Here is a 21,281-nt window from a genome sequence, read left to right on the forward strand (position 1 = left end):
CGTAGCGACCGCGCCCGTACCCCGCCGGGTCGGGGGCCCCCCGGTCGACACCGTTCCCGCGGTAGCCGTTCGGGCCGTGCGCGTCGTAGCCGTTCGCCTCGTAGCCGTAGCCGTTCGCGCCGCCGCGGGGTGGGCCGGCGGGGGCCAGCGGCGCACGGCCCGCGGGCGGCTCCGCCTGCCCGGCCGGGACCTGCGGCCGACGGGGAGGCGGCGCCGCGACGCGACCCGCGTCCGCGGGGGCGTCGGTGACGCCGGCGTCGGCCGGCTCGTCGTCGACCGCGCGCCGGCGCCGTCGACGGCCGGTCTGCGAGCCGCTGTTCTCGGCGAGCAGCTCCGCGACCGTGCGCTGACGGGGCTCTCCGCTGTCCACACTCATTCCGACCACCGTGCCCTGTGCGATGTCAAGGGTCCAAGTCCGCCCCCCGCTTCCTGCGCCGAGCGGTCGGCCCCCGTCGCCGGTACCGACGCCTGCTCCGCAGGCTTCGCCGGTGTGGAGGCTCGCTCCGCAGGCTTCGCTCCGTCCAGCATGTCGAGCCGCCGGAGGATCACACCCTCACGCAGCGCCCACGGGCAGATGTCGACCTCCGAGATCCCGAGCGCGCCCATCGCGGCCTGCGCGACGACCGCGCCGGCCACCAGCTGGTGCGCCCGGCTCGCACTGACCCCCTCCAGCTCGGCGAGGTCACCGCTGGACATCCGGCTGATGAACGCCGTCAGCTGGCTCAGACCGACCGCGGACAGGGTGCGCGGCGCGCGCGGCCCCTCGCTGGACGGTGCGGCGCCGGCCAGTCGGGCCAGCGAGCGGAAGGTCTTCGAGGTGCCGACGGCGCGGTCCGGGTCCCCGGCGATCCGCAGCCGCCCGGCGACCGGGGCCAGGTCGGCCTCGACCTTCTCCCGCAGGCGGTCGATCTCGGCCCGGGTCGGCGGGTCGCCCCGGAACCACTCCCGGGTCAGCCGGCCGGCACCCAGCGGCAGCGACGCCGCCTCCTCGGGCATCTCGTCGCGCCCGACCGCCATCTCCAGCGAGCCGCCGCCGATGTCGAGGGCCAGCAGCCGTCCGGCCGACCAGCCGAACCAGCGGCGGACGGCGAGGAAGGTGTAGCGCGCCTCGTCCTCGCCGTGCAGCACCTCGAGCGCGACGCCGGTCTCGTCGTGCACCCTGGCCAGGACCTCGGCCGAGTTCGTGGCGTCGCGCAGCGCCGAGGTGGCGAACGCCATCAGGTCGTCGCAGCCGGCGGCCCGGGCGGAGTCGCGCGCCTTGTGCACGCTCTCGACCAGCGCCCGGACCCCGCTCTTGGTGAGGGCGCCCCGGGAGTCCAGGTTCTCCGCCAGCCGCAGCTGGTCCTTGTCCGACGACATCGGCTTCGGGTGCGCGCCGCTGTGGGCGTCCACCATCAGCAGGTGGACGGTGTTGGATCCGACGTCGAGCACGGCCAGGCGCACGGGGCACAGGTTACCGGTCCGTTATGCGCCGCACCCTCAGACGTCGAACTTGTACCCCAGCCCCCGCACCGTGACCAGATGCTGCGGCGTCGACGGGTCGTGCTCCACCTTGGACCGCAGGCGCTTGACGTGCACGTCGAGCGTCTTCGTGTCGCCGACGTAGTCCGCGCCCCACACCCGGTCGATCAGCTGCGCCCGGGTGAGCACCCGCCCGACGTTGCGCAGCAGGTACTCCAGCAGGTCGAACTCCTTGAGCGGGAGCGCGACGTCACTGCCCCCGACCGAGACGACGTGGCGCTCGACGTCCATCCGGACCGGGCCCGCCTCGAGGATCCCGGAGCCGCCCTCGGGCTCGGCCGTGCCCTCGCCGCCGCGGCGCAGCACCGCCCGCACCCGGGCGATCAGCTCCCGCGCCGAGTACGGCTTGGTCACGTAGTCGTCGGCCCCGAGCTCGAGGCCCACCACCTTGTCGATCTCGCTGTCGCGCGCCGTCACCATGATCACCGGGACCGCGGAGCGGGACCGCAGCGCCTTGCAGACGTCGGTGCCGCTCATGCCGGGCAGCATCAGGTCGAGCAGGACGATGTCGGCGCCGTTGCGGTCGAACTCGCTCAACGCGTCGTTGCCGTTCGCCGCGACGGCGGTGGTGAACCCCTCCTTGCGCAGCATGAACGCGATCGGGTCGGCGAAGGACTCCTCGTCCTCCACGATCAGAACCCTGGTCATCTCATCCTCCAGCTGGAAGTGCGGTACGCGTGGCGGGTGTGCCGACCCCGAGATGGGCCGGTAGCCGCATGGTGAACGTCGAGCCGGTGCCGGGGCTGCTCCACAGCCGCACCTCTCCTCCGTGGTTGGCGCACACGTGCTTGACGATCGCCAGGCCGAGTCCGGTGCCCCCGGTGGCCCGGGAACGGGCCGGGTCGACCCGGAAGAACCGTTCGAACACCCGCTGCTGGTGTTCCGGTGCGATGCCGATCCCCCGGTCGGTCACGGCGATCTCCACCGAGCCGTCCACCGCGCGCCGGGTCACCGACACCGACGAGTCCGCCGACGAGTAGGCGATCGCGTTCTCCACCAGGTTCGTCAGCGCCGTGACCAGCAACGTCCGGTCGCCGTCCACGACCAGGCCGGACGCCGGGTCCGCGGCGATCTCCACCGCACCGGACTCCGCGGAGCTGCGGCTGCGCGCGAGCGCCTCGGCCACCACGTCGTCGACCTGCACGGCGGCGAGCTCGGGCAGCCGCTCGGCCCCGGTCAGCCGGGACAGCGCGATCAGCTCGGTGACCAGGTTCCCCAGCCGGTTGGCCTCGCGCAGGATCTTGTCGCCGAACCGGCGCACCTCGACGGCGTCGTCGGCCGAGTCCTCGGTCGGCTCGAGCCCGTCCAGGGTGTCCAGCAGCGCCTCGGCGAGCAGCGCGATCGCCCCGACCGGGGTCTTGAGCTCGTGCGAGACGTTCGCGACGAAGTCGCGACGGGTGGCCTCCAGGCGGGACACCTCGGAGGTGTCCACGGCCTCGACCAGGGTGAATCCGTCCCCGAGGGCACGGACCCTGGCCTGCACCGCGACCGGCCCGCGCGGCGAGCGCTCCAGCGGGGACAGGTCGACCTCCATCCGGGTGCCGCCGGCGAGCACCCGCTGGCAGGCCGCCCAGGCCCGGGGGTCGAGCCGGGTCTCGGCGACGACGCGCAGCGCCATCGCCCGCGAGTTGTGCACCACCACGTCGCCGTTGCCGGCGACCACCGCCAGGCCGGAACCGGACTGGCGGAACGTGCGGTGCAGCAGGTCGGCCAGAGCCGGAGCCTCCCGGTCGGAGGCATGTGCCCGGTCCCGGCGGCGGGGCGCCGGGGAGGGGGAGCTGCCGAGGCCGCGGTGCGCCACGGCCCCGGCCACCAGACCGAGACCGAGCGCGACGGCCACGAGCAGCCACGCGAGCGTGGTCACGGCCGCATAGTAGGCAGTCCCGGTGCCGTGGACACAGGCGCGAACACCCGAAGGTGACCCGGCCGACGCTCCGGCGCGCCAGTGTTCGGGTCCCGTTCACCCGCGGTTCAGCCTGGCGGTCGCGGAGAGCGACTACCGACCCTGGGCGGCCACTCCGGCGATGGCGTCGGCCGCCGCGTCCGGGTCGAGATAGCGGCCACCGGGCGTCGCGGGCATGAACGACTCGTCGAGGTCGTAGACGAGCGGGATACCGGTCGGGATGTTGAGCCCGGCGATGTCGGCGTCGGAGATCCCGTCGAGGTACTTCACCAGTGCGCGCAGCGAGTTGCCGTGCGCGGCCAGCAGGACCGTCTTCCCGTCCCGCAGGTCCGGCACCACCGCGTCGTGCCAGTAGGGCAGGAACCGGTCGACGACGTCGGCCAGGCACTCGGTCAGCGGCGCGTCGATCCCGGCGTAGCGCGGGTCGGCGTCCTGGGAGAACTCGGAGCCCTTCTCGATCGGCGGCGGCGGCGTGTCGTAGGACCGGCGCCAGAGCATGAACTGCTCCTCGCCGTAGGTCTCCAGGGTCTGCTTCTTGTCCTTGCCCTGCAACGCCCCGTAGTGGCGCTCGTTGAGACGCCAGTCGCGCACGACCGGGATCCAGTGCCGGTCCGCGGCGTCGAGTGCGAGGTTCGCGGTGGCGATCGCGCGCCTCAGCAGCGAGGTGTGCACGACGTCGGGGAGCACGCCGTTCTCGGTGAGCAGCTCGCCGCCCCGGCGGGCCTCGCCCTCGCCCTTCTCCGACAGCGGGACGTCCACCCATCCGGTGAACAGGTTCTCCGCGTTCCACACGCTCTGGCCGTGTCGCAGCAGTACGAGAGTCGCCATGGGCCACAGCCTGCCAGCTAGGTCTCCGGGAGCTCGGACAGGACCGCACCCAGGATCTCGCGGAGCTGCCCGACCTGCTCGGTGCTCAACGCGTCGAACAGGTGCGCCCGCACGGCGGCCACGTGCGCGGGTGCCGCGGCGACGAGCGCGGCGTGGCCGGCGTCGGTGAGCTCGGCCAGCGTGCTGCGCCGGTCGTCGGCACACGGGCGGCGCAGCACCCAGGACTGCATCTCCAGGCGCTTGACCGCGTGCGAGATCCGGCTCTGCGAGCTCTGGGTGATCTCGGCCAGGTCGGTCATCCGCAGCGTGTGCCGCGGAGCCTCGGAGAGCATGGCCAGGATCTGGTAGTAGGCCAGCGGCATCCCGGCGTCGCGCTGCATCTGCCGGTCCAGCGCACCGTCGAGACGGGCCGTCGTGGCGAGCAGGGTCATCCAGGTCCGCCGCTCGGCCCCGTCGAGCCAGCGCACCTCGCCCCCGCACCTCTCGTCCACGCCCGCAGTGTACTTGAACTCTCATGCTTTCTCGCGTACCGTCACGGTTGAGCTTTCAACAACCTCGAACCAGGGAGACCGCCGTGCCCGTCCAGCGCCTCAACCACGCCGTCCTCTACGTCCGTGACCTGGACCGCAGCGTCGCCTTCTACACCGAGGCGCTCGGGTTCCGGCAGGTCGCCGGGATGCCCGGCAAGGCCGCGTTCCTGCAGGCCGAGGGCTCCTCCAACGACCACGACCTGGGCCTGTTCGCGATCGGCGCCGACGCCGCGCCGTCCGCTGCCGGGCGCGGTGCGGTCGGGCTCTACCACCTGGCCTGGGAGGTCGACACGCTCGCCGAGCTGTCCCGGATCTCCGACGTGCTCAGCGGTCGCGGGGCACTGGTCGGCGCGTCCGACCACGGCTCGACCAAGGCGCTCTACGCCCAGGACCCCGACGGGCTGGAGTTCGAGGTGAGCTGGCTGGTGCCGGCGTCGCTGCTGGGTGAGGAGACCGGGATGCGCGTCGCGCGGCTGGACCTGCCGGCCGAGATCGAGCGCTACGGCGCCCGGACGCGCGGCGGTGTCGGGGTGTCCGTCCCGGCCTGACCGCCGATCCCCCGACCTGCTCCGCGGCCTACTCCGCCAGGTCCACCCGGTACCCGGTGCGGTCGGAGAACTGCGCGGTGACGGTGAACCGGTCGCCGCGCACGACGGTGTGCCGCCACTCCACGGCGCGGCCCTCGGCCATCCCACAGCGTTCGATCACCAGCGCCGCGACGCCGTCGCCGATCCCGAGCAGCTGCCGTTCGCCCTCCCCGGGCACGACGGCCCGGATGTTCTCCCGGCCCCCGGTCACCCGGATCCCGCAGCGGCGCCGGTACTCGTCGTAGAGGCCGGTGTGGCTGAAGTCGACGTCGAGCAGCGGCGCGGCGAGCTCCTCGGGCAGCCACACCCGGTCCACCGCCAGCGGTTCGGAGTCGGCCAGGCGCAGCCGCTCCAGGTGCACCAGCGGCGTCGACTCCTCCAGCCCCAGCCGGGCGGCGATCACGCCGTCGGCACGCACGTCGAACTGGCGCACGACGCTGCGCTGGGTCCGACCGGCCGCCTCGACGGCCCGGTAGAGGCTGTAGGGCTCGCTCAGCGGCTGCTCGATCGGCGTCGGCTCGGCGCGCCGGGCGACCCGGCCGCGGGTGGCGACCACGGCGCCGTCGTCGCGCATCCGGCGCAGTGCCTCGCGCACGGTGTGCCGGCTGACCGAGTACTCCGCGGCCAGGGCGAACTCGCTGGGCAGGGCCGCGTCGAAGTCGCCTCCGTCGAGGCGCGCCCGCAGGTCGTCGAGCAGCTGCTGCCACAGCGGCTGCCCGTTCCCGCGGACCAGCGTCCGCTCGCCCATACCCGCACTCCTCACCTACCGCGTCGCCGAAGGACCACGGTAGGGGGCGCGGGCCCGCTGCCGACGGGTGACCACGACCGAGACGACGACCACCGCGACCGCGATCGCCGCCGTCATGGCCAGGTTGAACCGGGACTCGGAGTCGGGCGAGAAGGCCATGTAGCCGAGCACGAGCGGGATCACCACCACGACCGCCCAGGTCAGGTACGGGTAGCCCCACATCCGGACCGGCATCGCGACGCCGTCGCGGACGAGCATCCGGCGCATCCGCAGCTGCGACACCGCGATCACCAGGTAGACCAGCAACGCCACGGCGCCGGAGGTGGCGAGCAGCGCCGCGAAGACCTCCTCCGGGAACGCGTAGTTCGCGATCACCGTGACGAACCCGATCGCGGTGGAGGCGAGCACCGCGACGCGCGGCACGCCGGCGGCCGTCGTCCGGGTCACCGCGGGCGGCGCCTGCCCGCGCTTGCCGAGCGAGAACATCATCCTCGACGCCGTGTAGAGCGCGGAGTTCAGGCAGCTGGCCACGGCGACCAGCACCACCACGTCGACGATGATCTTCGCCCCCGGCACGCCGATCACCTCGAGTGCGGCCTGGTAGGAGCCGTTCTCGGGCAGCCGCGGGTCGTTCCACGGGACGATCGCGACGACCAGCAGGATCGAGGCCAGGTAGAAGATCGAGATCCGCCAGATCACCGAGCGGGTGGCCTTGCCGATCCGCTCGGCCGGGTTCGACGACTCGGCCGCGGCGATCGTCACGATCTCGGTGCCCATGAAGCTGAACATGGTGACCAGCACGGCCGCGATCACCGCGCCGAACCCGTTGGGCAGGAACCCGCCCTGGTCGACGAGCCGGGACAGGCCGCTCACGTCGCCGCCCGCGCCGGGCAGCAGGCCGAGCACGGCCAGCGCGCCGAACACGATGAAGGCGATGATCGCCACGACCTTGAGCAGCGCGAACCAGAACTCGAACTCGCCGTAGTTGGCCACGTTGAACAGGTTCGTGACGGTCAGCAGCGCGGTGATGACCAACGCCCACGTCCACTGCGGGACGGAGGTGACCAGCGAGTTGAGGATCGTCGCCGCGGCGGTGGCCTCGACCGGGATCACCAGCACCCAGAACCACCAGTACAGCCAGCCGACGGTGAACCCGGCCCACGGCCCGATCGAACGGTCGGCGTAGGTGGAGAACGACCCGGAGTCCGGCTGGGCGGCGGCCATCTCCCCCAGCATCCGCATCACGAGCACGACCAGCGCGCCGGCGAACAGGTAGGACAGCAGCACCGCCGGACCCGCCGTCGAGATCGCGGTCCCGGACCCGACGAACAGCCCGGCGCCGATCACCCCCGCGATACTGATCATCGTGACGTGCCGGTCGCGGAGCCCGGCCTGCAGTTCCGTCCCCGCGCGTGCCTCGGTGCCCGTCATGTCCCGCCCCCGGATCCGTGCCGTGTCACCCCGCAACGCAACGGGGCATCGCGGCATCGTGACTGTCCCGGCCCCGCAGCGCCAGACCCGGCCGCCCTAGCCTGGGGCGCATGTCGTTGTGTGCGCAGCTGCGCGAGGCCACCGCGCCGGTCTGGGACGCCGCCGTCGGGCACCGGTTCGTCGACGAGCTGTGGGCCGGGACGGTGGACCGCGAGGTCCTGACCCGCTACCTGGTGCAGGACCACCAGTTCGTCGACGCGTTCGTGGCGCTGATGGGTGCGGCCGTCGCCGGGGCGGACGCCGCGGCGCCGCGGGTGCGGCTGGCGCGCCAGCTCGGCCTCGTCGCCGGACCGGAGAACGATTTCTTCGCCCGCTCGCTCGGTGCCCTGGACGTCCCGGACGCCGAGCGCACCGCGCCCGTGCTGCTGGCGCCGACCGCCGGCTTCCGGGAGCTGATGGACTCCGCGCGGGCCGGCCGGTACGCCGACGCGCTCGCCGTGCTGCTCGTCGCGGAGTGGCTCTACCTGGACTGGGCGACCCGGCCCGGCTCGGATGTCCCGGACGACCCGATCCACGCCGAGTGGATCGAGCTGCACCGCGGACCGGACTTCGAGTCCTGGGTGGCGTTCTTGCGCAGCGAGCTCGACCGGGTCGGCGAGACGCTGCCTCCGAACCGCCGCGACGAGGTCTCCGCCCTGTTCGTGCGCGCCGTCGACCTGGAGCTGGCGTTCTTCGACGCCGCCTACGCCGGACCGGCGCCGCTCAGCGGAGTGTGACGACGGACTTCACCACGTTCGCCCGGGCCAGCACGGTGCCCTCGCAGGTGGCGACGACCGTCGTGAACGCCAGCCGGCCGGTGCGCCGGTCGACCGAGCCGCGGAACTCGACCCGCTGCCCGGTGCGCGCCGCCGCGGCCAGGTTCGTCGACGTCGAGGCCGTGACGGCGTGTTCGGTCGGCGCCAGGTGCGGCAACGTCGCGAGCAGCGCCGCCAGCTCGAGCCCGACGGCCAGCGCCCCGGCGTGGGTGCCGCCCGCGCCGTTGCCCGCCAGCTCACCGACGACGAACGCGGCGCCGGTCTCCGGGGCCGCGGCGTCGATCAGCTCGATGCCGAGCTCGCGTTGCAACGGGACCTGCAGGGCCAGTGCGGCGCGGGCCGCGAGGTCGTCACCGGTCAGGAGTGCGGTCATGGTCGCCACCCTGGCACCCGCGGGTGACGACCGTCCGACACTCAGGAGAAGTCCGGCACCGCCCCGTGCTTCGCCCGGCCCTTCGGCTCCTCCCAGTCCTCCTGGCGCCCGAGCGCGGTGAGGTCGAGGAAGTAGTACGAGCCGCCGGTGGACTCCGCGCCGCGGGCGTACTGCGAGTACGTGTGGAACACCCGGTCGCCGTCGCGCAGGAAGCAGCTCAGGCCCGGCAGCTCCCACGACCCACCGTCCGGGACCGTCAGCGACGGGTCCACGTCCGGGGTCCGGAAGTTGTACTCGACCGGCGCGACGGCCGGGTCCAGCGTCACGTGGAAGTCGTAGTTGAAGCGGCTGCCGTGCGAGGAGTACCAGGGAAAGGACCAGCCCTTCTCCGACCGGTACTTCTCGATCTTCTCGATCGGCGCGCGGGAGACGTGGACCAGGTGGGTGTCGCGGGCGTGCAGGTGCTCGGCCAGACCGTCGGAGTACTCGTCCGCGCCGGCGGTGCAGCTGCCGCAGCCCTTCTCCCACTCCGGGTCGAACATGAAGTGCCCGACCATCAGCTGCCGGTACCCACCGAACGCCTCGAGCAGCGAGACCGGACCGTCCGGGCCGGTCAGCACGTAGTCCTCGGTGACCTCGACCATCGGCAGCCCTCGCCGGTCGGCGTTGAGCGCGTCGCGGGCGCGGGTCAGCTCCTTCTCCCGGGTCAACAGGGCCACCCGGGCCGCCTGCCACTGTTCACGGGACACCACGTCGGGAAGGGTCACGGGCCTGTTCCTCTCGTCGGTTCTCTGCGTCCACCAGTGGTGACCGGTTCGGGACCCGGGACTCATCGCTGAGACGATGGCGGTGTGCCGGGGGATCGCAGTGCCGTCGTGGTGGGAGCGGGGATCGCCGGTCTGAGCTGCGCACTCCGGCTGATGGACAACGGCTGGACGGTCCGGGTCGTCGCCGACCGCCCGCCCGAGGAGTCCACATCGCACCTGGCCGCCGCCGTCTGGTTCCCGACCCGGGCCGGGCCCCGGGACAAGGTCCTGGACTGGGGCCGCCGCACGTTCACCGAGCTGGCCGCGCAGGCCCGTGCCGGGGTTCCGGGCGTGGTGATGCGCGAGAGCCTGACCCTCTACCGGGAGCCGCCGCCGCAGCAGTGGTGGGCCGACGCCGTCGGCGAGGTCCGCCCCGCCCGCGCCGACGAGCTGCCGCCGGGCTACCCGCACGGCCTGCGCTTCGCCGTGCCACTGGTCGAGATGCCGGTGCACCTGCCGTGGCTGGTCACCGAGCTGCGGCGCCGCGGCGGTGTACTGGAGCAGCGCCGCGTGGAGTCCCTGTCCGACGCCGGTCGCGACGCCGACCTGGTCGTGAACTGCTCCGGGCTCGGCGCCCGTACGCTGGTCGGCGACACGAGTGTCGTCCCGGTACGCGGGCAGATCGTGCGCGTCGCCAACCCGGGCCTGACGCTCTCGGTGCGCGACGAGCAGCACCCCGCCGGCCGGGCCTACGTCCATCCCCGCGCCCACGACGCGATCCTCGGCGGCACCCTCGACGAGGGCGAGTGGGACGCCACCCCGGATCCCGCCACCGGCGCCGCGATCGTCGAACGCTGCACCGACATCGTCCCGGAGCTGCGCGGGGCCGAGGTCCTGGAACACGTCGCGGGCCTGCGACCGGCCCGTCCGACCGTGCGCCTGGAGGCCGAACCGGCCGGCCCGGACACCCCGCGGGTGATCCACGACTACGGACACGGCGGGTCCGGGATCACCCTGTCCTGGGGCTGCGCCGACGACGTCGCGGAGCTGGCGGGGTGACGGGCAGGCGGTTCAGCTGAACCGCCGCGGTTCAGCTGAACCGCGCCGTCACATCCGCGGCTGCCCGTTGGATGCGCTCAGGCCGCCGTCGACGGGCAGGTTCACGCCGGTCACGAACCGGGCGTCCGGGCCGGTCAGGAATGCGATGACGTCCGCGACCTCCTCCGGCTGACCGGCGCGGCCCATCGGAATCCGGTCGGCGAACCGCGCCATCAGGTCCTCGTCGTCGGTCATCCCGGCCGTCATGTCCGTCATCGTCAGCGACGGGCTGACCGCGTTCACCCGGACCCCGTCCGCGGCGTGGTCCATCGCCATCGCCCTGGTCATGTTCACCACGGCGCCCTTGGCCGCGTTGTAGGCGACGTTGTTCCAGTCGCCTCCCATGCCCGACACGGACGCGACGTTGACGATGCTGCCGCCCGTCTCGACCAGGTGCGGCACCGCGGCGCGGCAGCCGAAGAACACGCCGTCCACGTCGACCCGCATCACCTGTGCCCAGTCCGCGGTGTCGGTCTCGGTGACCGCGCCCGGCGTGGCCACGGCGGCGTTGTTGACCAGAGTGTCGAGCCGGCCGAACTCGGCGACCACGGAGGCGAACAGCTCCGCCACGGCCGACTCGTCCGACGAGTCGACGACGCGGACGACCATGTTCCCGGCGATGTCGCCCGCGCCGGCGACGATCGACTCGAGCTTGTCCGCGGTGCGCCCGGTCAGCACGACGGTGGCCCCGTCGGTGGCCAGCCGGAGCGCGGTGGCGGCGCCGATCCCGGACCCGGCCCCGGTGACGACGGCGACGGTGGCCTCAGGCGTGGTGTCCTTGCGCGCGGTGGATGTCATGTCCGGTGGCTACCCGGAACGCGGCGCCCGCAACGTGAGTTCGTGCTCAGACCTCGTACCGTCCTGCGCATGCCTGCCGACCATGTCGTCGTCACGTCGACCACGGACAGCGAGAAGGCCGCCCTCGCGCTCGCGAGCGGAGCGATCGAGGCCCGGCTGGGGGCCTGCGCCCAGATCGTCGGGCCGGTGACCAGCGTGTTCCGCTGGGAGGGCGCGGTCCAGACCGAGCCGGAGTGGCGGGTCGAGATCAAGACCGCCGCGGACCGGGTGCCGGAGCTGACCGAGCACCTGCGCCGTCAGCACACCTACGACCTGCCCGAGATCATCGCGACGCCGATCGAGGGCGGCAGCGCCGACTACCTGACCTGGCTGGTCGACGAGACCCGGTGAGGAAAGCGCGTGGGCGTGGCACGATCTCGCAGGTGACCGGCAGACCCGACGCGGAGCAACGCCTGCACGACCTCGCCCGGCTGCGCCGCGTCCGCGACCGGATCGACCGCGAGTACGCGCGGCCACTGGACGTCGAGGCCCTCGCCCGCGGCGCGCACATGTCGGCGGGGCACCTGTCGCGGGAGTTCCGGCGCGCCTACGGCGAGTCGCCCTACTCCTACCTGATGACCCGGCGCATCGAGCGCGCGATGGCGTTGCTGCGGCGCGGCGACCTCAGCGTCACCGAGGTCTGTTTCGCGGTGGGCTGCTCGTCGCTGGGCACGTTCAGCACGCGGTTCACCGAGCTGGTCGGGACGCCGCCGAGTACCTACCGGGCCGAGGCGGCGCGCGCGTCCGGGGAGATGCCGTCGTGTCTGGCCAAGCAGGTGACCCGACCGGTCAGGAATCGAGAAGCACCGGTCGTGGAGCCGCACCTAGCGTGACCGGCATGGACATCAGCATCCACTACGCCTTCCTCCCGCAGACCGACCCGGACGCCGCACTGGCCTTCTACCGCGACACCCTCGGCTTCGAGCTCCGCAACGACGTCGGGTACGCGGGCATGCGCTGGCTCACCGTCGGCCCCGCAGGCCAGCCGGGCACCTCGATCGTCCTGCACCCCCCGGCCGCCGACCCCGGGATCACCGACGAGGAGCGCCGCACCGTGCTCGAGCTGATCGCCAAGGGCAGCTACGGGGCCCTCACCCTCGCCACCGACGACCTCGACGGCCTCTTCGAGAAACTGCAGGCCGGCGACGCCGAGGTCGTCCAGGAGCCGACCGAGCAGCCCTACGGCGTCCGCGACTGCGCCTTCCGCGACCCGACGGGCAACCTGATCCGCATCAACGAAGCTCGCTGAGAGGCAGACGATGCACGACGCCGACCGCCACGACCTGATCCGCGTGCACGGAGCGCGGGTGAACAACCTCAAGGACGTGCACGTCGAGATCCCGAAGCGGCGGCTGACCGTGTTCACCGGCGTCTCCGGATCCGGCAAGAGCTCGCTGGTGTTCCACACGATCGCCGCCGAGTCGCAGCGGATGATCAACGAGACGTACAGCGCGTTCGTGCAGGGCTTCATGCCGACCCTGGCCCGCCCCGACGTCGACGTCCTCGACGGGCTGACCACGGCGATCATCGTCGACCAGCAGCGGATGGGCTCCGACCCGCGCTCCACGGTCGGCACCGCCACCGACGCCAACGCGATGCTGCGCATCCTGTTCAGCCGCCTCGGGACCCCGCACATCGGCTCGCCGCAGGCGTTCTCGTTCAACGTCGCGTCGATCAGCGGGGCCGGAGCGGTCACCCTGGAGAAGGGCGGCAAGACGGTGAAGGAGAAGCGCACCTTCTCCATCACCGGCGGCATGTGCCCGCGCTGCGAGGGCCGGGGCGCGGTCAACGACTTCGACCTGACCGCCCTCTACGACGACTCCAAGTCGCTCAACGAGGGCGCGCTCACCGTCCCCGGCTACAGCATGGACGGCTGGTACGGCCGGATCTACCGCGGCTGCGGGTTCCTCGACCCGGACAAGCCGATCCGGGAGTACTCGGCCACCGAGCTCGACGACCTGCTGCACAAGGAGCCGACCCGGCTCAAGATCGACGGCACGAACCTGACCTACGTCGGGCTGATCCCGCAGATCCAGAAGTCGTACCTGTCCAAGGACGTCGAGGCGATGCAGCCGCACATCCGGGCGTTCGTGGAACGGGTGGTCACGTTCACCACCTGCCCGGACTGCGGCGGCACCCGGCTGTCCGAGGCGGCACGGTCGTCGAGGATCGAGGGGATCAACATCGGTGACGCCTGCGCGATGCAGATCAGCGACCTCGCGGGCTGGGTGCGCGGTCTCGACGCACCGTCGGTCGGCCCGTTGCTCACCACGCTGCGCCACACGCTGGACTCGTTCGTCGAGATCGGGCTGGGCTACCTCTCGCTGGACCGGTCCTCGGGCACCCTGTCCGGCGGCGAGGCGCAGCGGACCAAGATGATCCGCCACCTCGGCTCGTCGCTGACCGACGTCACCTACGTCTTCGACGAGCCCACGATCGGCCTGCACCCGCACGACATCGCGCGGATGAACGCCCTGCTGCTCGCGCTGCGCGACAAGGGCAACACCGTGCTGGTCGTGGAGCACAAGCCGGAGGCGATCGCGATCGCCGACCACGTCGTCGACATCGGCCCGGGTGCCGGCAGCGCGGGCGGCGAGGTCGTGTTCGAAGGCACCGTGGCCGGGCTTCGGGCCGCCGACACGCTCACCGGTCACCACCTCGACGACCGCGCCCGACTCAAGCCGTCGGTGCGGACGCCGTCGGGTGCGCTGCAGGTGCGCGGCGCCGCCGGCCACAACCTCAAGAGCGTCGACGTCGACATCCCGCTCGGCGTGCTGGTCGTGGTGACCGGCGTGGCGGGCTCGGGAAAGAGCACGCTGATCAGTGGCTCGGTGGCCGGACGGGACGGCGTGGTCGCGATCGACCAGGGCGCGATCCGCGGCTCACGACGCAGCAACCCGGCCACCTACACGGGGCTGCTCGAGCCGATCCGCAAGGCGTTCGCCAAGGTCAACGGCGTGAAGCCGGCCCTGTTCAGCGCCAACTCCGAGGGCGCGTGCCCCAGCTGCAACGGCGCAGGCGTGATCTACACCGACCTGGCGATGATGGCTGGCGTCGCCACCGTCTGCGAGCTGTGCGAGGGCAGGCGGTTCGACGCCGCGGTGCTGGAGTACCGCCTCGGAGGCCGCGACATCAGCGAGGTGCTCGCGATGTCCGTGGCGCAGGCGGAGGAGTTCTTCGGTGCCGGCGAGGCGAGGACGCCGGCCGCGCACAAGATCCTCGAGCGGCTCGACGACGTCGGCCTCGGCTATCTCACCATCGGCCAGCCGCTCACCACGCTGTCCGGCGGCGAACGTCAGCGGGTCAAGCTGGCCACCCACATGGGCGAGAACGGCGGCGTCCTCGTCCTCGACGAGCCGACGTCGGGCCTGCACCTCGCCGACGTCGAGAACCTCCTCGCGCTGCTCGACCGCCTCGTCGACTCGGGCAAGTCGGTGATCGTCATCGAGCACCACCAGGCCGTGATGGCGCACGCCGACCGGATCATCGACCTCGGCCCCGGCGCGGGCCACGACGGCGGCCGGATCGTCTTCGAGGGCACGCCCGCCGAGCTCGTCGCCGACCGCTCCACCCTCACCGGCGAGCACCTCGCGGCCTACGTCGGCGCCTGAGCCTCAGGCGCCGCGCGGGGACCAGGTCAGGTCGACGTCGAGGTGGCTCGGCCCGCCCGACGTCGTGCCGGTGGCACTGCGGCGGACGACCGCGCGACCGTCACGTAGTGCCCGGGCCGCCTCTTCGAGAAGATCGGCGAGATCGCCCTGGGCCTGCTCCCCCGCGTTCTCGGGCCAGGCCCACGCGTCACCGGGCTGCTGTGGCGTGGACATACCCACCATTGTCGCGTGATCGGTCGATCCGTGCTGTGGTTCTTCCGTGACACCGGACCGTCCCCGGCCCGCCGGACGTCGCGCGCCCCCGCTGAGCCGCGGCTTCCGGAACCTGTGGGCCGCGGGCGCGCTGTCCAACCTCGGCGACGGCGTCTACCTGGGCGCACTGCCGCTGCTCGCGGCGACCGTGTCGCGGAACCCGGCCGCGGTGTCCCTGGTCGTCGCCGCGGCGTGGCTTCCCTGGCTGGTCCTGGGGCCGATCAGCGGGGCGGTCGCCGACCGTGGCGACCGCCTGCGGATCATGATCGGGGCCGACCTGGTGCGCGCCCTGACGCTCTGCGTCCTGGGGGTGCTGGTCGTGACGGGGCAGGCCACGATCGGCCTGCTGATCGGCCTCGTGTTCGCGCTCGGCACCGCCCAGACGTTGTTCGACAGCGCCGCGCAGGCCGTCATCCCGCTCGTCGTCGGGAGGGAGACCGCGATGCTGTCCCGGGCCAACAGCCGGATCGCCGCGGCGCAGACCACCGGCAAGGACCTCGCCGGACCGCCGGTCGGGAGCGCGGCGTTCGTGCTCGGACCGTTCGTGCCGTTCCTGCTCGACGCCGTGTCGTTCCTGGCCAGCGCGGCCCTGCTGCGCGCGGTCCGCCGGACCGGCGAGCACGTCCACCGCGAACGGGCCGGGCGGGCCTCGATCCGGGCCGACATCGTGGACGGGATGCGCTGGCTCGGCGGGCACCGGGTCGTGCTCTTCCTGGCGATCGTGGTCGGGCTGAGCAACCTGGCCTGGGTCGGCGCGGAGTCGGTGCTGGTGTTGTTCGCCCTCGACCGGCTGGGGGTGTCGCAGCTGTGGTTCGGCGCCCTGCTCGCGGCGCCGGCGGTCGGCGCGATCCCCGGTGCGGTCGTCGCAGGAGCGGTCATCCGACGGGTGCCGCCGGGGGTCGTGCTGCTCGGTGGCCTGCTGCTGCAGGCACTCGTCCTGGCCGGCATCGGGCTCGCCACCGACCCGTTCGCGGTGGCCGGGCTGCTCGCGGTCGGGGGCCTGCTGCTCACCATCTGGAACATCGCCCAGATCGGGCAGCGCCAGATCCTCGTGCCGGACCGCCTGACGGGCCGGGTGGTCGCCTCGATGCGGATGATCGCCTACGGGATCGCCCCGCTCGGCGCCGTCGCCGCGGGGGCCGTCGCCACCGCCCTCGGCCTGCAGGTCCCGTACCTGCTCTCCGCGGCGGTGCTGGTGCTCGCCGCCGTCGTCGCCGCACCGTGCCTGAACAGCCGGTCGCTGCGCCGGGCGCTCGCCGCGGCGAACGACGGCGCGGGCACGCGGGCCGCGGGGTGAGACGCCCCGCGGCCCGGAGTGTCAGGCGTTCTCGCGCGCGCGCAGGTCCTTGCGCAGGATCTTGCCGGCGGCGGACTTGGGGATCTGGTCGATGAACTCGACCACGCGGACCTTCTTGTGCGGCGCGACCTTCGACGCGACGAACGCCATGACGTCGTCCTCGGTGAGGTCCGCGCCCGCGGCCTGCTTGACCACGTAGGCCTTCGGGATCTCCTCGCCGTCGGCGTCCTTGACCCCGATCACCGCCGCGTCGGCGACCTTGTCGTGGGTCAGCAGCAGGGCCTCCAGCTCCGCCGGCGGCACCTGGTAGCCCTTGTACTTGATCAGCTCCTTGACCCGGTCGACGATCGAGTAGACGCCCTCGTCGTCGACGACGGCGATGTCACCGGTGTGCAGGTAGCCCTCGGCGTCCTTGGTGGCGTCGGTGGCGTCGGTGTTGTTCAGGTAGCCGACCATCACGTTCGGGCCCTTGACCCACAGCTCGCCGCGCTCGCCGACCGCGACCTCCTGCCCGGTCTCCGGGTCGACCAGCTTGCACTCGATGTTCGGCAGCGCGAAGCCCGAGGAGTTCAGGTCGAGGTCGCCGCGGTCGTCGGGCATGCAGTGGCTGACCGGGGACAGCTCGGTCATGCCGTAGCCCTGCAGCACCGTGCAGTTCAGGCGCTTCGCGACGGCCCGGCCCAGCTCGCCGTCGAGCGGGGCGGCGCCGGAGAAGATCGTCTTGACGCAGGACAGGTCGACCTCGTCGATGCTGGGGTGCTTGGCCAGCGCGACCGCGACCGGCGGGGCGATGTAGAGCCGGTCGACCTGGTACTCGACGGTGATGCGCAGGAACTCGGCCAGGTCGAACTTGCTCATCGTGACGACGGTGGCCCGGGCGTGCAGACCCTGGTTCATCATCACGGTCATGCCGTAGATGTGGAAGAACGGCAGGAACGCCATGATCTTGGTCTCGGAGGTGACGTCGCCCATCGCCTCGATCTGGAGCAGGTTCGCGACCAGGTTGCGGTGGGTGAGGATGACGCCCTTGGCCAGGCCCGTGGTGCCCGAGGAGTAGGGCAGCACCGCGGTGTCGGTCGCGGTGGTCGTCAGGGCGGGCGGCTGCGACGAGGTACCCAGCAGGTCGGCGAGCGACTCGTGGCCGTCTGTGGCGTCGATCGTGAGGACGCCGCCTGCGTCGATACCGGCCTGCTTGGCACCGTCGAGCGCGCGGTCCAGGAACGGCGAGACGGTGATGACCATCTTCGCGCCGGAGTCGGTGAGCTGGTGCGCCAGCTCACCGCCGGTGTACATCGAGTTCGCGCTGGTCACGATCGCGTTGGCGCGCAGGACGCCGTGGAACAGCGCGGCCCACTGCGGCGAGTTCGGGGCGAACAGCGCGACCACGTCGCCGGTGCCGATCCCGCGCTCGACGAGCCCGGCAGCGATCTTGTCGATCATTCCGGTGAGCTCGGTGTAGGAGATCGAGCGCCCGGATCCGCCGTCGAGCAGCGCGGGGGCGTCGGCCCGCTCACCGAACCCGTCGGCGAAGAGGAACTCGGTCAGCGAGACGTCGGGGACCTCGACGTCCGGGTACGGGCTGCGCATCGACATGGCGCCCATCCTAGGGATCAGGTGAGGAGGTGTTCGAAGGCAGCCAGGTTTGCCGTCGACTCGCCGTTCTGCGTGCGCCACGCGTACTCGCGCCGGATCGACGAGGCGAAGCCGAGTTCGAGGAACGTGTTGAAGTCCCCGTCTGCGGCCTCGAGCACCGATCCGAGGACGCGGTCGATCTCGTCGGCGGTGATCGCGTGCCGCGGCACCCGGCCGAGCAGGTGGATGTCGCCGACCCGGTCGAGGGAGTAGTGCACGCCGTAGAGCCGCGCGTTGCGCATCAGCATGAACCGGTAGACGCCGACGTGGTTCTCATCAGGTTGACGGCAGACGAACGCCTGCACGGACATCGTCTGGTCGCGCACCAGCAGCCAGCAGTGGGTCTGCAGCCGGGCGGTTCCCGGCAGGGTGACGATGAACTGGCCCTCGCCACGGTGGCCGTGCTCGACGTCCATCTCCGCCAGGGCGTCGGCGATCAGGGTGTCGGTGGGGTTCATGCCCGTCCTCCGACCCGCACGTGGAACTCGCGGCGGGCCTCGTCGTAGGCGCCCAGCAGGGCCTCGGTCGTGCGGTCCCAGGAGAAGCGGCGGGCGTGCTGCGCCGCGGCCGAGGCCATGCGCTCGCGGCGGTCCGGGTCCAGCGCCAGCTCGCCGAGCGCGTCGGCCCAGTCGCCGATGTCGTGCCCGGTGACCAGCAGCCCGGAACGGCCTTCGGCGACCGCGACCGGGAGGCCGCCGACGCGGGTCGCCACCACCGGCGTGCCGCACGCCTGGGCCTCCAGCGCGACCAGCCCGAACGACTCGTTGTGGCTGGGTACCACGACCACGTCGGCCGCCCGGTAGACCTGGACCAGCTCGTCACCGCCGCGCGGGGGCAGGAAGCGCACCACGCCGTCCAGGCCGAGCTCGGTGCCCAGCTCGTGCAGCGCGGTCGGCTCGGCCATCCCGCTGCCGGACGGTCCGCCCGCCACGAGTACGACGAGGCGCTCGCGCAGCGACGGGGTCCGTGCGAGCAGCTCGGCGGCGGCGCGCAGCAGCACGTCCGGCGCCTTGAGCGGCTGGATCCGGCCGACGAACGCGAGAACGACCGCGTCGGCGGCGATGTCGAGCCCGGCCCGGGCGGCGCGCCGGTCGCCGGGCCGGAAACGGTCGGTGTCCACGCCCGGCGGGATGGTGACGGTCCGCCGCGGGTCCGCGTCGTAGAGGTCGATCAGCTGCTTGGCCTCGATCTCGGTGTTCGCGACGAGCCGGTCCGCCTCGGACACGACCTGGTCCTCGCCGATCACCCGCACCCGCGGTTCCGGGGTGTCGCCCGCGGCCAGCGCGGCGTTCTTGACCCGGGCCAGGGTGTGCGCGCTGTGCACCAGCGGGACACCCCAGCGGTCCCGGGCCAGCCAGCCGACCTGCCCGGAGAGCCAGTAGTGCGAGTGCACGACGTCGTAGTAGCCGGGTTCGTGGCGGGCCTCGGCGCGCAAAACGCCCGCGGTGAACGCGCACAGCTGGCTGGGCAGGTCGTCCTTGCCGAGCCCCTCGAACGGCCCGGCCGCGACGTAGCGGACCTGCACGCCCGGCGCCAGCTCCACCGACGGCGGCTGCTCCGAGGACGTGGCCCGGGTGAAGATCTCGACCTCGGCGCCGCGGCGCGCCATCCGGATGGCGGTCTGGGCGACGTAGACGTTCATGCCGCCCGCGTCGCCGGTGCCCGGCTGTTCGGTCGGTGACGTGTGCACCGACAGGACGGCGACCCGCTGCGGCAGCTCCGACCGTGTCACGTCCACTTCCTAGCACGCGAGATCGTTGACAGCTCACCCACCAGGGCGTGCAACGGGTCCGAGGCGTGCCAGCGCCCGTCTGCACCGGGCCAGGCCGCCACCGTGATCCGGCGCTGCTCCGGGGCGGTCAGGTCGACGACCAGCTCGTCGTGGCGGACCAGCTCGCCGTCCGGGACGTCGACCCCGAACGTGGTGCAGGCCACCACCACCTCGGCCGACTCGGCCCAGCGCATCGGGGTGCCGCCGCTCGGGCCGGCGGGCTCGCCGTGCACGGTCTCCGAGGCCAGGGGCAGGTCGAGCAGCTCGGCGAGTGCGTCCGGGTCGCCGCCGGTGACCAGGCCGCGGCCCGCCAGCGCCGGCGCCGCCCACGGCGCGTCCAGCACGACGGCGTCCCGCGCCGCGACGACGTCGCCGGTCAGGGTGCGGACCCGCTCCGGAGGGTCGAGGTCGGCGACGTCCACCCGCCGTGCGGTCACCGCGTCGGCCAGTGTGGCGTGGGCGGTGGCGACGAGCGCGGGCCCGACGTCGCGCCGGTCGTCGCCGAGGCGGTCCAGCAGGTCCGCGGCGTCGTCCGCGCCGTCGACGTGCAGCCGGTCCCGGACACCGGCCGCGGCGAGCAGCGCGTCGTCCACCCCGGTGACCGGGGCCGGGTCGTGGAGCCCGGCCAGGTCGGTGGCGCCCGCGGTCCGCCAGTACGACGTTGGGTGCCCGCCGATCCGCGCGTGGCGAGCCAGCCACCAGGCCGTGTAGCCGCCGGGGACGAGCACCGCGGCCCGGGTGTCGCGGTCGGCCGCCAACAGCGCGAGCGCCGCGGGCCAGGCGTCGTCGGCGACCAGGTCCAGGTCGCGGACGGCGACCACGCGGCCGGTCCCGGCGTCGGGGTCCTGCTCGTCGAGCCAGGCGTCGGCGTCGTGCAGGTCCAGGGACGCGCCGTCGTCGGAGGTGACGACCGCGAACGAGTCCAGCACCCCGGCCGCGACGAGGGCGTCACGGTCCACGTCGGTCCAGTGGGAGGAGAGCACCCCGACCGGGGCGTCCGGGTCGAGCAGCGGTCCGATCGCGGCGTCGGGCAGGACGAGCTCGTCGGCGCGGGCCGGGACGCCCTCGTCGTCGGTCAGCGCGAGCGCACCGGCCCATCCCTCCCGGTCGGCCCCGTCGAGCAGGCCCAGCACGGCGCGGACCAGCGGCTCGGTGTCCATGCCGGCCTCGGCGTCGTCCAGCGAGCGGGCGACGGCCTCGCGCAGCGCAGGATGCGCGCGCAGCGACGCCCGGTCGGCCTCACCGGCCCCGAGGCGGCGCAGCAGCGGGTGCACGGCCCCGGGCGCGGCGACGTGCAGGCC

22 protein-coding genes and 2 pseudogenes are annotated in these 21,281 nt (G+C 72.9%); 8 read left to right on the forward strand and 16 right to left on the reverse strand.

What is annotated here, in order from left to right; genetic code table 11:
- From I4I78_RS14225 to I4I78_RS14250, 6 genes and pseudogenes are all read right to left on the reverse strand, one after another.
- A pseudogene (locus tag I4I78_RS14225) lies at positions 1–376 on the reverse strand (hypothetical protein); the annotation flags it as partial.
- Positions 373–1,443 (reverse strand): Ppx/GppA phosphatase family protein, encoded by a 1,071-nt coding sequence (locus I4I78_RS14230; protein WP_218611784.1) that lies wholly within the window; start codon positions 1,441–1,443, stop codon positions 373–375. The gene I4I78_RS14230 and the pseudogene I4I78_RS14225, both read right to left, overlap by 4 nt.
- Before the next feature lie 36 nt (positions 1,444–1,479).
- Positions 1,480–2,169, reverse strand: a complete 690-nt coding sequence (locus I4I78_RS14235; RefSeq protein WP_218611785.1) for a response regulator transcription factor — start codon at positions 2,167–2,169, stop codon at positions 1,480–1,482.
- A 1-nt stretch (position 2,170) separates the two neighbouring features.
- Positions 2,171–3,385 (reverse strand): cell wall metabolism sensor histidine kinase WalK, encoded by a 1,215-nt coding sequence (locus I4I78_RS14240; RefSeq protein ID WP_218611786.1) that lies wholly within the window; start codon positions 3,383–3,385, stop codon positions 2,171–2,173.
- Between the two features lie 132 nt (positions 3,386–3,517).
- Positions 3,518–4,252: a phosphoglyceromutase gene (locus I4I78_RS14245; protein WP_218611787.1), complete on the reverse strand. Its 735-nt coding sequence runs from the start codon at positions 4,250–4,252 to the stop codon at positions 3,518–3,520.
- A gap of 17 nt (positions 4,253–4,269) precedes the next feature.
- Positions 4,270–4,743 carry a MarR family transcriptional regulator gene (locus tag I4I78_RS14250; RefSeq protein WP_308252104.1) on the reverse strand — a complete coding sequence of 158 codons (474 nt, stop codon included), beginning with the start codon at positions 4,741–4,743 and terminating at the stop codon, positions 4,270–4,272.
- 83 nt (positions 4,744–4,826) lie between these two features.
- Here I4I78_RS14250 and I4I78_RS14255 point away from each other — a divergent pair, with 83 nt between their 5' ends.
- A complete protein-coding gene (locus I4I78_RS14255; protein WP_218611788.1) occupies positions 4,827–5,330 on the forward strand; it encodes a VOC family protein in 504 nt (167 codons plus the stop codon).
- 28 nt (positions 5,331–5,358) lie between these two features.
- On the opposite strand, the gene I4I78_RS14260 is transcribed toward I4I78_RS14255, so the two are convergent.
- Complete coding sequence (locus tag I4I78_RS14260) at positions 5,359–6,117, reverse strand: GntR family transcriptional regulator (protein ID WP_218611789.1); 759 nt, start codon at positions 6,115–6,117, stop codon at positions 5,359–5,361.
- Positions 6,118–6,132: 15 nt separating this feature from the next.
- Positions 6,133–7,548, reverse strand: a complete 1,416-nt coding sequence (locus tag I4I78_RS14265) for an amino acid permease (protein WP_218611790.1) — start codon at positions 7,546–7,548, stop codon at positions 6,133–6,135.
- 110 nt (positions 7,549–7,658) lie between these two features.
- On the opposite strand from I4I78_RS14265, the gene I4I78_RS14270 reads away from it, so the two are divergent.
- Entirely contained in the window at positions 7,659–8,324 is a 666-nt protein-coding gene (locus tag I4I78_RS14270) for a TenA family protein (RefSeq protein ID WP_218611791.1), read from the forward strand.
- Here I4I78_RS14270 and I4I78_RS14275 read toward each other — a convergent pair.
- The gene (locus tag I4I78_RS14275) at positions 8,311–8,736 is read right to left on the reverse strand and encodes a PaaI family thioesterase (RefSeq protein ID WP_218611792.1); all 426 of its coding nucleotides are present in this window, start codon (positions 8,734–8,736) and stop codon (positions 8,311–8,313) included. The genes I4I78_RS14270 and I4I78_RS14275 overlap by 14 nt on opposite strands.
- Before the next feature lie 41 nt (positions 8,737–8,777).
- On the reverse strand, positions 8,778–9,503 hold the full coding sequence (locus I4I78_RS14280) for a DUF899 domain-containing protein (protein ID WP_218611793.1): 726 nt from the start codon (positions 9,501–9,503) through the stop codon (positions 8,778–8,780).
- A gap of 84 nt (positions 9,504–9,587) precedes the next feature.
- On the opposite strand from I4I78_RS14280, the gene I4I78_RS14285 reads away from it, so the two are divergent.
- Complete coding sequence (locus I4I78_RS14285) at positions 9,588–10,541, forward strand: FAD-dependent oxidoreductase (protein ID WP_218611794.1); 954 nt, start codon at positions 9,588–9,590, stop codon at positions 10,539–10,541.
- Between the two features lie 48 nt (positions 10,542–10,589).
- On the opposite strand, the gene I4I78_RS14290 is transcribed toward I4I78_RS14285, so the two are convergent.
- Positions 10,590–11,378 (reverse strand): SDR family NAD(P)-dependent oxidoreductase, encoded by a 789-nt coding sequence (locus I4I78_RS14290; protein ID WP_218611795.1) that lies wholly within the window; start codon positions 11,376–11,378, stop codon positions 10,590–10,592.
- Positions 11,379–11,447: 69 nt separating this feature from the next.
- On the opposite strand from I4I78_RS14290, the gene cutA reads away from it, so the two are divergent.
- Genes cutA through I4I78_RS14310 form a run of 4 tightly spaced genes read left to right on the forward strand, consistent with a single transcriptional unit; the run spans position 11,448 to position 15,028 of the window.
- On the forward strand, positions 11,448–11,768 hold the full coding sequence (gene cutA / locus I4I78_RS14295) for a divalent-cation tolerance protein CutA (protein ID WP_218611796.1): 321 nt from the start codon (positions 11,448–11,450) through the stop codon (positions 11,766–11,768).
- A gap of 32 nt (positions 11,769–11,800) precedes the next feature.
- On the forward strand, positions 11,801–12,250 hold the full coding sequence (locus tag I4I78_RS14300; RefSeq protein WP_218611797.1) for a helix-turn-helix transcriptional regulator: 450 nt from the start codon (positions 11,801–11,803) through the stop codon (positions 12,248–12,250).
- Between the two features lie 5 nt (positions 12,251–12,255).
- Positions 12,256–12,666 (forward strand): VOC family protein, encoded by a 411-nt coding sequence (locus tag I4I78_RS14305; RefSeq protein ID WP_218611798.1) that lies wholly within the window; start codon positions 12,256–12,258, stop codon positions 12,664–12,666.
- Positions 12,667–12,676: 10 nt separating this feature from the next.
- The gene (locus I4I78_RS14310; protein WP_218611799.1) at positions 12,677–15,028 is read left to right on the forward strand and encodes an excinuclease ABC subunit UvrA; all 2,352 of its coding nucleotides are present in this window, start codon (positions 12,677–12,679) and stop codon (positions 15,026–15,028) included.
- A 3-nt stretch (positions 15,029–15,031) separates the two neighbouring features.
- Here the strand turns inward: I4I78_RS14310 and I4I78_RS14315 are convergent, their stop codons facing one another.
- Positions 15,032–15,241, reverse strand: coding sequence for a hypothetical protein (locus tag I4I78_RS14315; protein WP_218611800.1), 210 nt, complete (start codon positions 15,239–15,241; stop codon positions 15,032–15,034).
- 46 nt (positions 15,242–15,287) lie between these two features.
- Here I4I78_RS14315 and I4I78_RS14320 point away from each other — a divergent pair, with 46 nt between their 5' ends.
- Positions 15,288–16,577 (forward strand): MFS transporter, encoded by a 1,290-nt coding sequence (locus tag I4I78_RS14320; protein ID WP_218611801.1) that lies wholly within the window; start codon positions 15,288–15,290, stop codon positions 16,575–16,577.
- A gap of 21 nt (positions 16,578–16,598) precedes the next feature.
- On the opposite strand, the gene I4I78_RS14325 is transcribed toward I4I78_RS14320, so the two are convergent.
- From I4I78_RS14325 to I4I78_RS14340, 4 genes and pseudogenes are all read right to left on the reverse strand, one after another.
- Positions 16,599–18,170, reverse strand: coding sequence for an AMP-binding protein (locus tag I4I78_RS14325; protein WP_218611802.1), 1,572 nt, complete (start codon positions 18,168–18,170; stop codon positions 16,599–16,601).
- Positions 18,171–18,187: 17 nt separating this feature from the next.
- Positions 18,188–18,667: a YbjN domain-containing protein gene (locus I4I78_RS14330; RefSeq protein WP_218611803.1), complete on the reverse strand. Its 480-nt coding sequence runs from the start codon at positions 18,665–18,667 to the stop codon at positions 18,188–18,190.
- On the reverse strand, positions 18,664–19,941 hold the full coding sequence (mshA, locus tag I4I78_RS14335) for a D-inositol-3-phosphate glycosyltransferase (protein WP_308252105.1): 1,278 nt from the start codon (positions 19,939–19,941) through the stop codon (positions 18,664–18,666). The genes I4I78_RS14330 and mshA overlap by 4 nt, the downstream gene beginning before the upstream one ends.
- Positions 19,938–21,281 (reverse strand): annotated as a pseudogene (locus I4I78_RS14340) (ATP-binding protein); the annotation flags it as partial. The pseudogene I4I78_RS14340 and the gene mshA, both read right to left, overlap by 4 nt.

Source organism: Pseudonocardia sp. KRD291, from assembly GCF_019263595.1.
GTDB lineage: Bacteria > Actinomycetota > Actinomycetes > Mycobacteriales > Pseudonocardiaceae > Pseudonocardia.

What these genes read in the sequence shown, in the direction of transcription:
- I4I78_RS14235 (WP_218611785.1), bottom strand. Translation starts at nt 2,169, where the DNA reads ATGACCAGGGTTCTGATCGTGGAGGACGAGGAGTCCTTCGCCGACCCG.
- I4I78_RS14245 (WP_218611787.1), bottom strand. Translation starts at nt 4,252, where the DNA reads ATGGCGACTCTCGTACTGCTGCGACACGGCCAGAGCGTGTGGAACGCG.
- I4I78_RS14260 (WP_218611789.1), bottom strand. Translation starts at nt 6,117, where the DNA reads ATGGGCGAGCGGACGCTGGTCCGCGGGAACGGGCAGCCGCTGTGGCAG.
- I4I78_RS14265 (WP_218611790.1), bottom strand. Translation starts at nt 7,548, where the DNA reads ATGACGGGCACCGAGGCACGCGCGGGGACGGAACTGCAGGCCGGGCTC.
- I4I78_RS14270 (WP_218611791.1), top strand. Translation starts at nt 7,659, where the DNA reads ATGTCGTTGTGTGCGCAGCTGCGCGAGGCCACCGCGCCGGTCTGGGAC.
- I4I78_RS14275 (WP_218611792.1), bottom strand. Translation starts at nt 8,736, where the DNA reads ATGACCGCACTCCTGACCGGTGACGACCTCGCGGCCCGCGCCGCACTG.
- I4I78_RS14290 (WP_218611795.1), bottom strand. Translation starts at nt 11,378, where the DNA reads ATGACATCCACCGCGCGCAAGGACACCACGCCTGAGGCCACCGTCGCC.
- cutA (WP_218611796.1), top strand. Translation starts at nt 11,448, where the DNA reads ATGCCTGCCGACCATGTCGTCGTCACGTCGACCACGGACAGCGAGAAG.
- I4I78_RS14305 (WP_218611798.1), top strand. Translation starts at nt 12,256, where the DNA reads ATGGACATCAGCATCCACTACGCCTTCCTCCCGCAGACCGACCCGGAC.
- I4I78_RS14310 (WP_218611799.1), top strand. Translation starts at nt 12,677, where the DNA reads ATGCACGACGCCGACCGCCACGACCTGATCCGCGTGCACGGAGCGCGG.
- I4I78_RS14315 (WP_218611800.1), bottom strand. Translation starts at nt 15,241, where the DNA reads ATGTCCACGCCACAGCAGCCCGGTGACGCGTGGGCCTGGCCCGAGAAC.
- I4I78_RS14325 (WP_218611802.1), bottom strand. Translation starts at nt 18,170, where the DNA reads ATGTCGATGCGCAGCCCGTACCCGGACGTCGAGGTCCCCGACGTCTCG.
- I4I78_RS14330 (WP_218611803.1), bottom strand. Translation starts at nt 18,667, where the DNA reads ATGAACCCCACCGACACCCTGATCGCCGACGCCCTGGCGGAGATGGAC.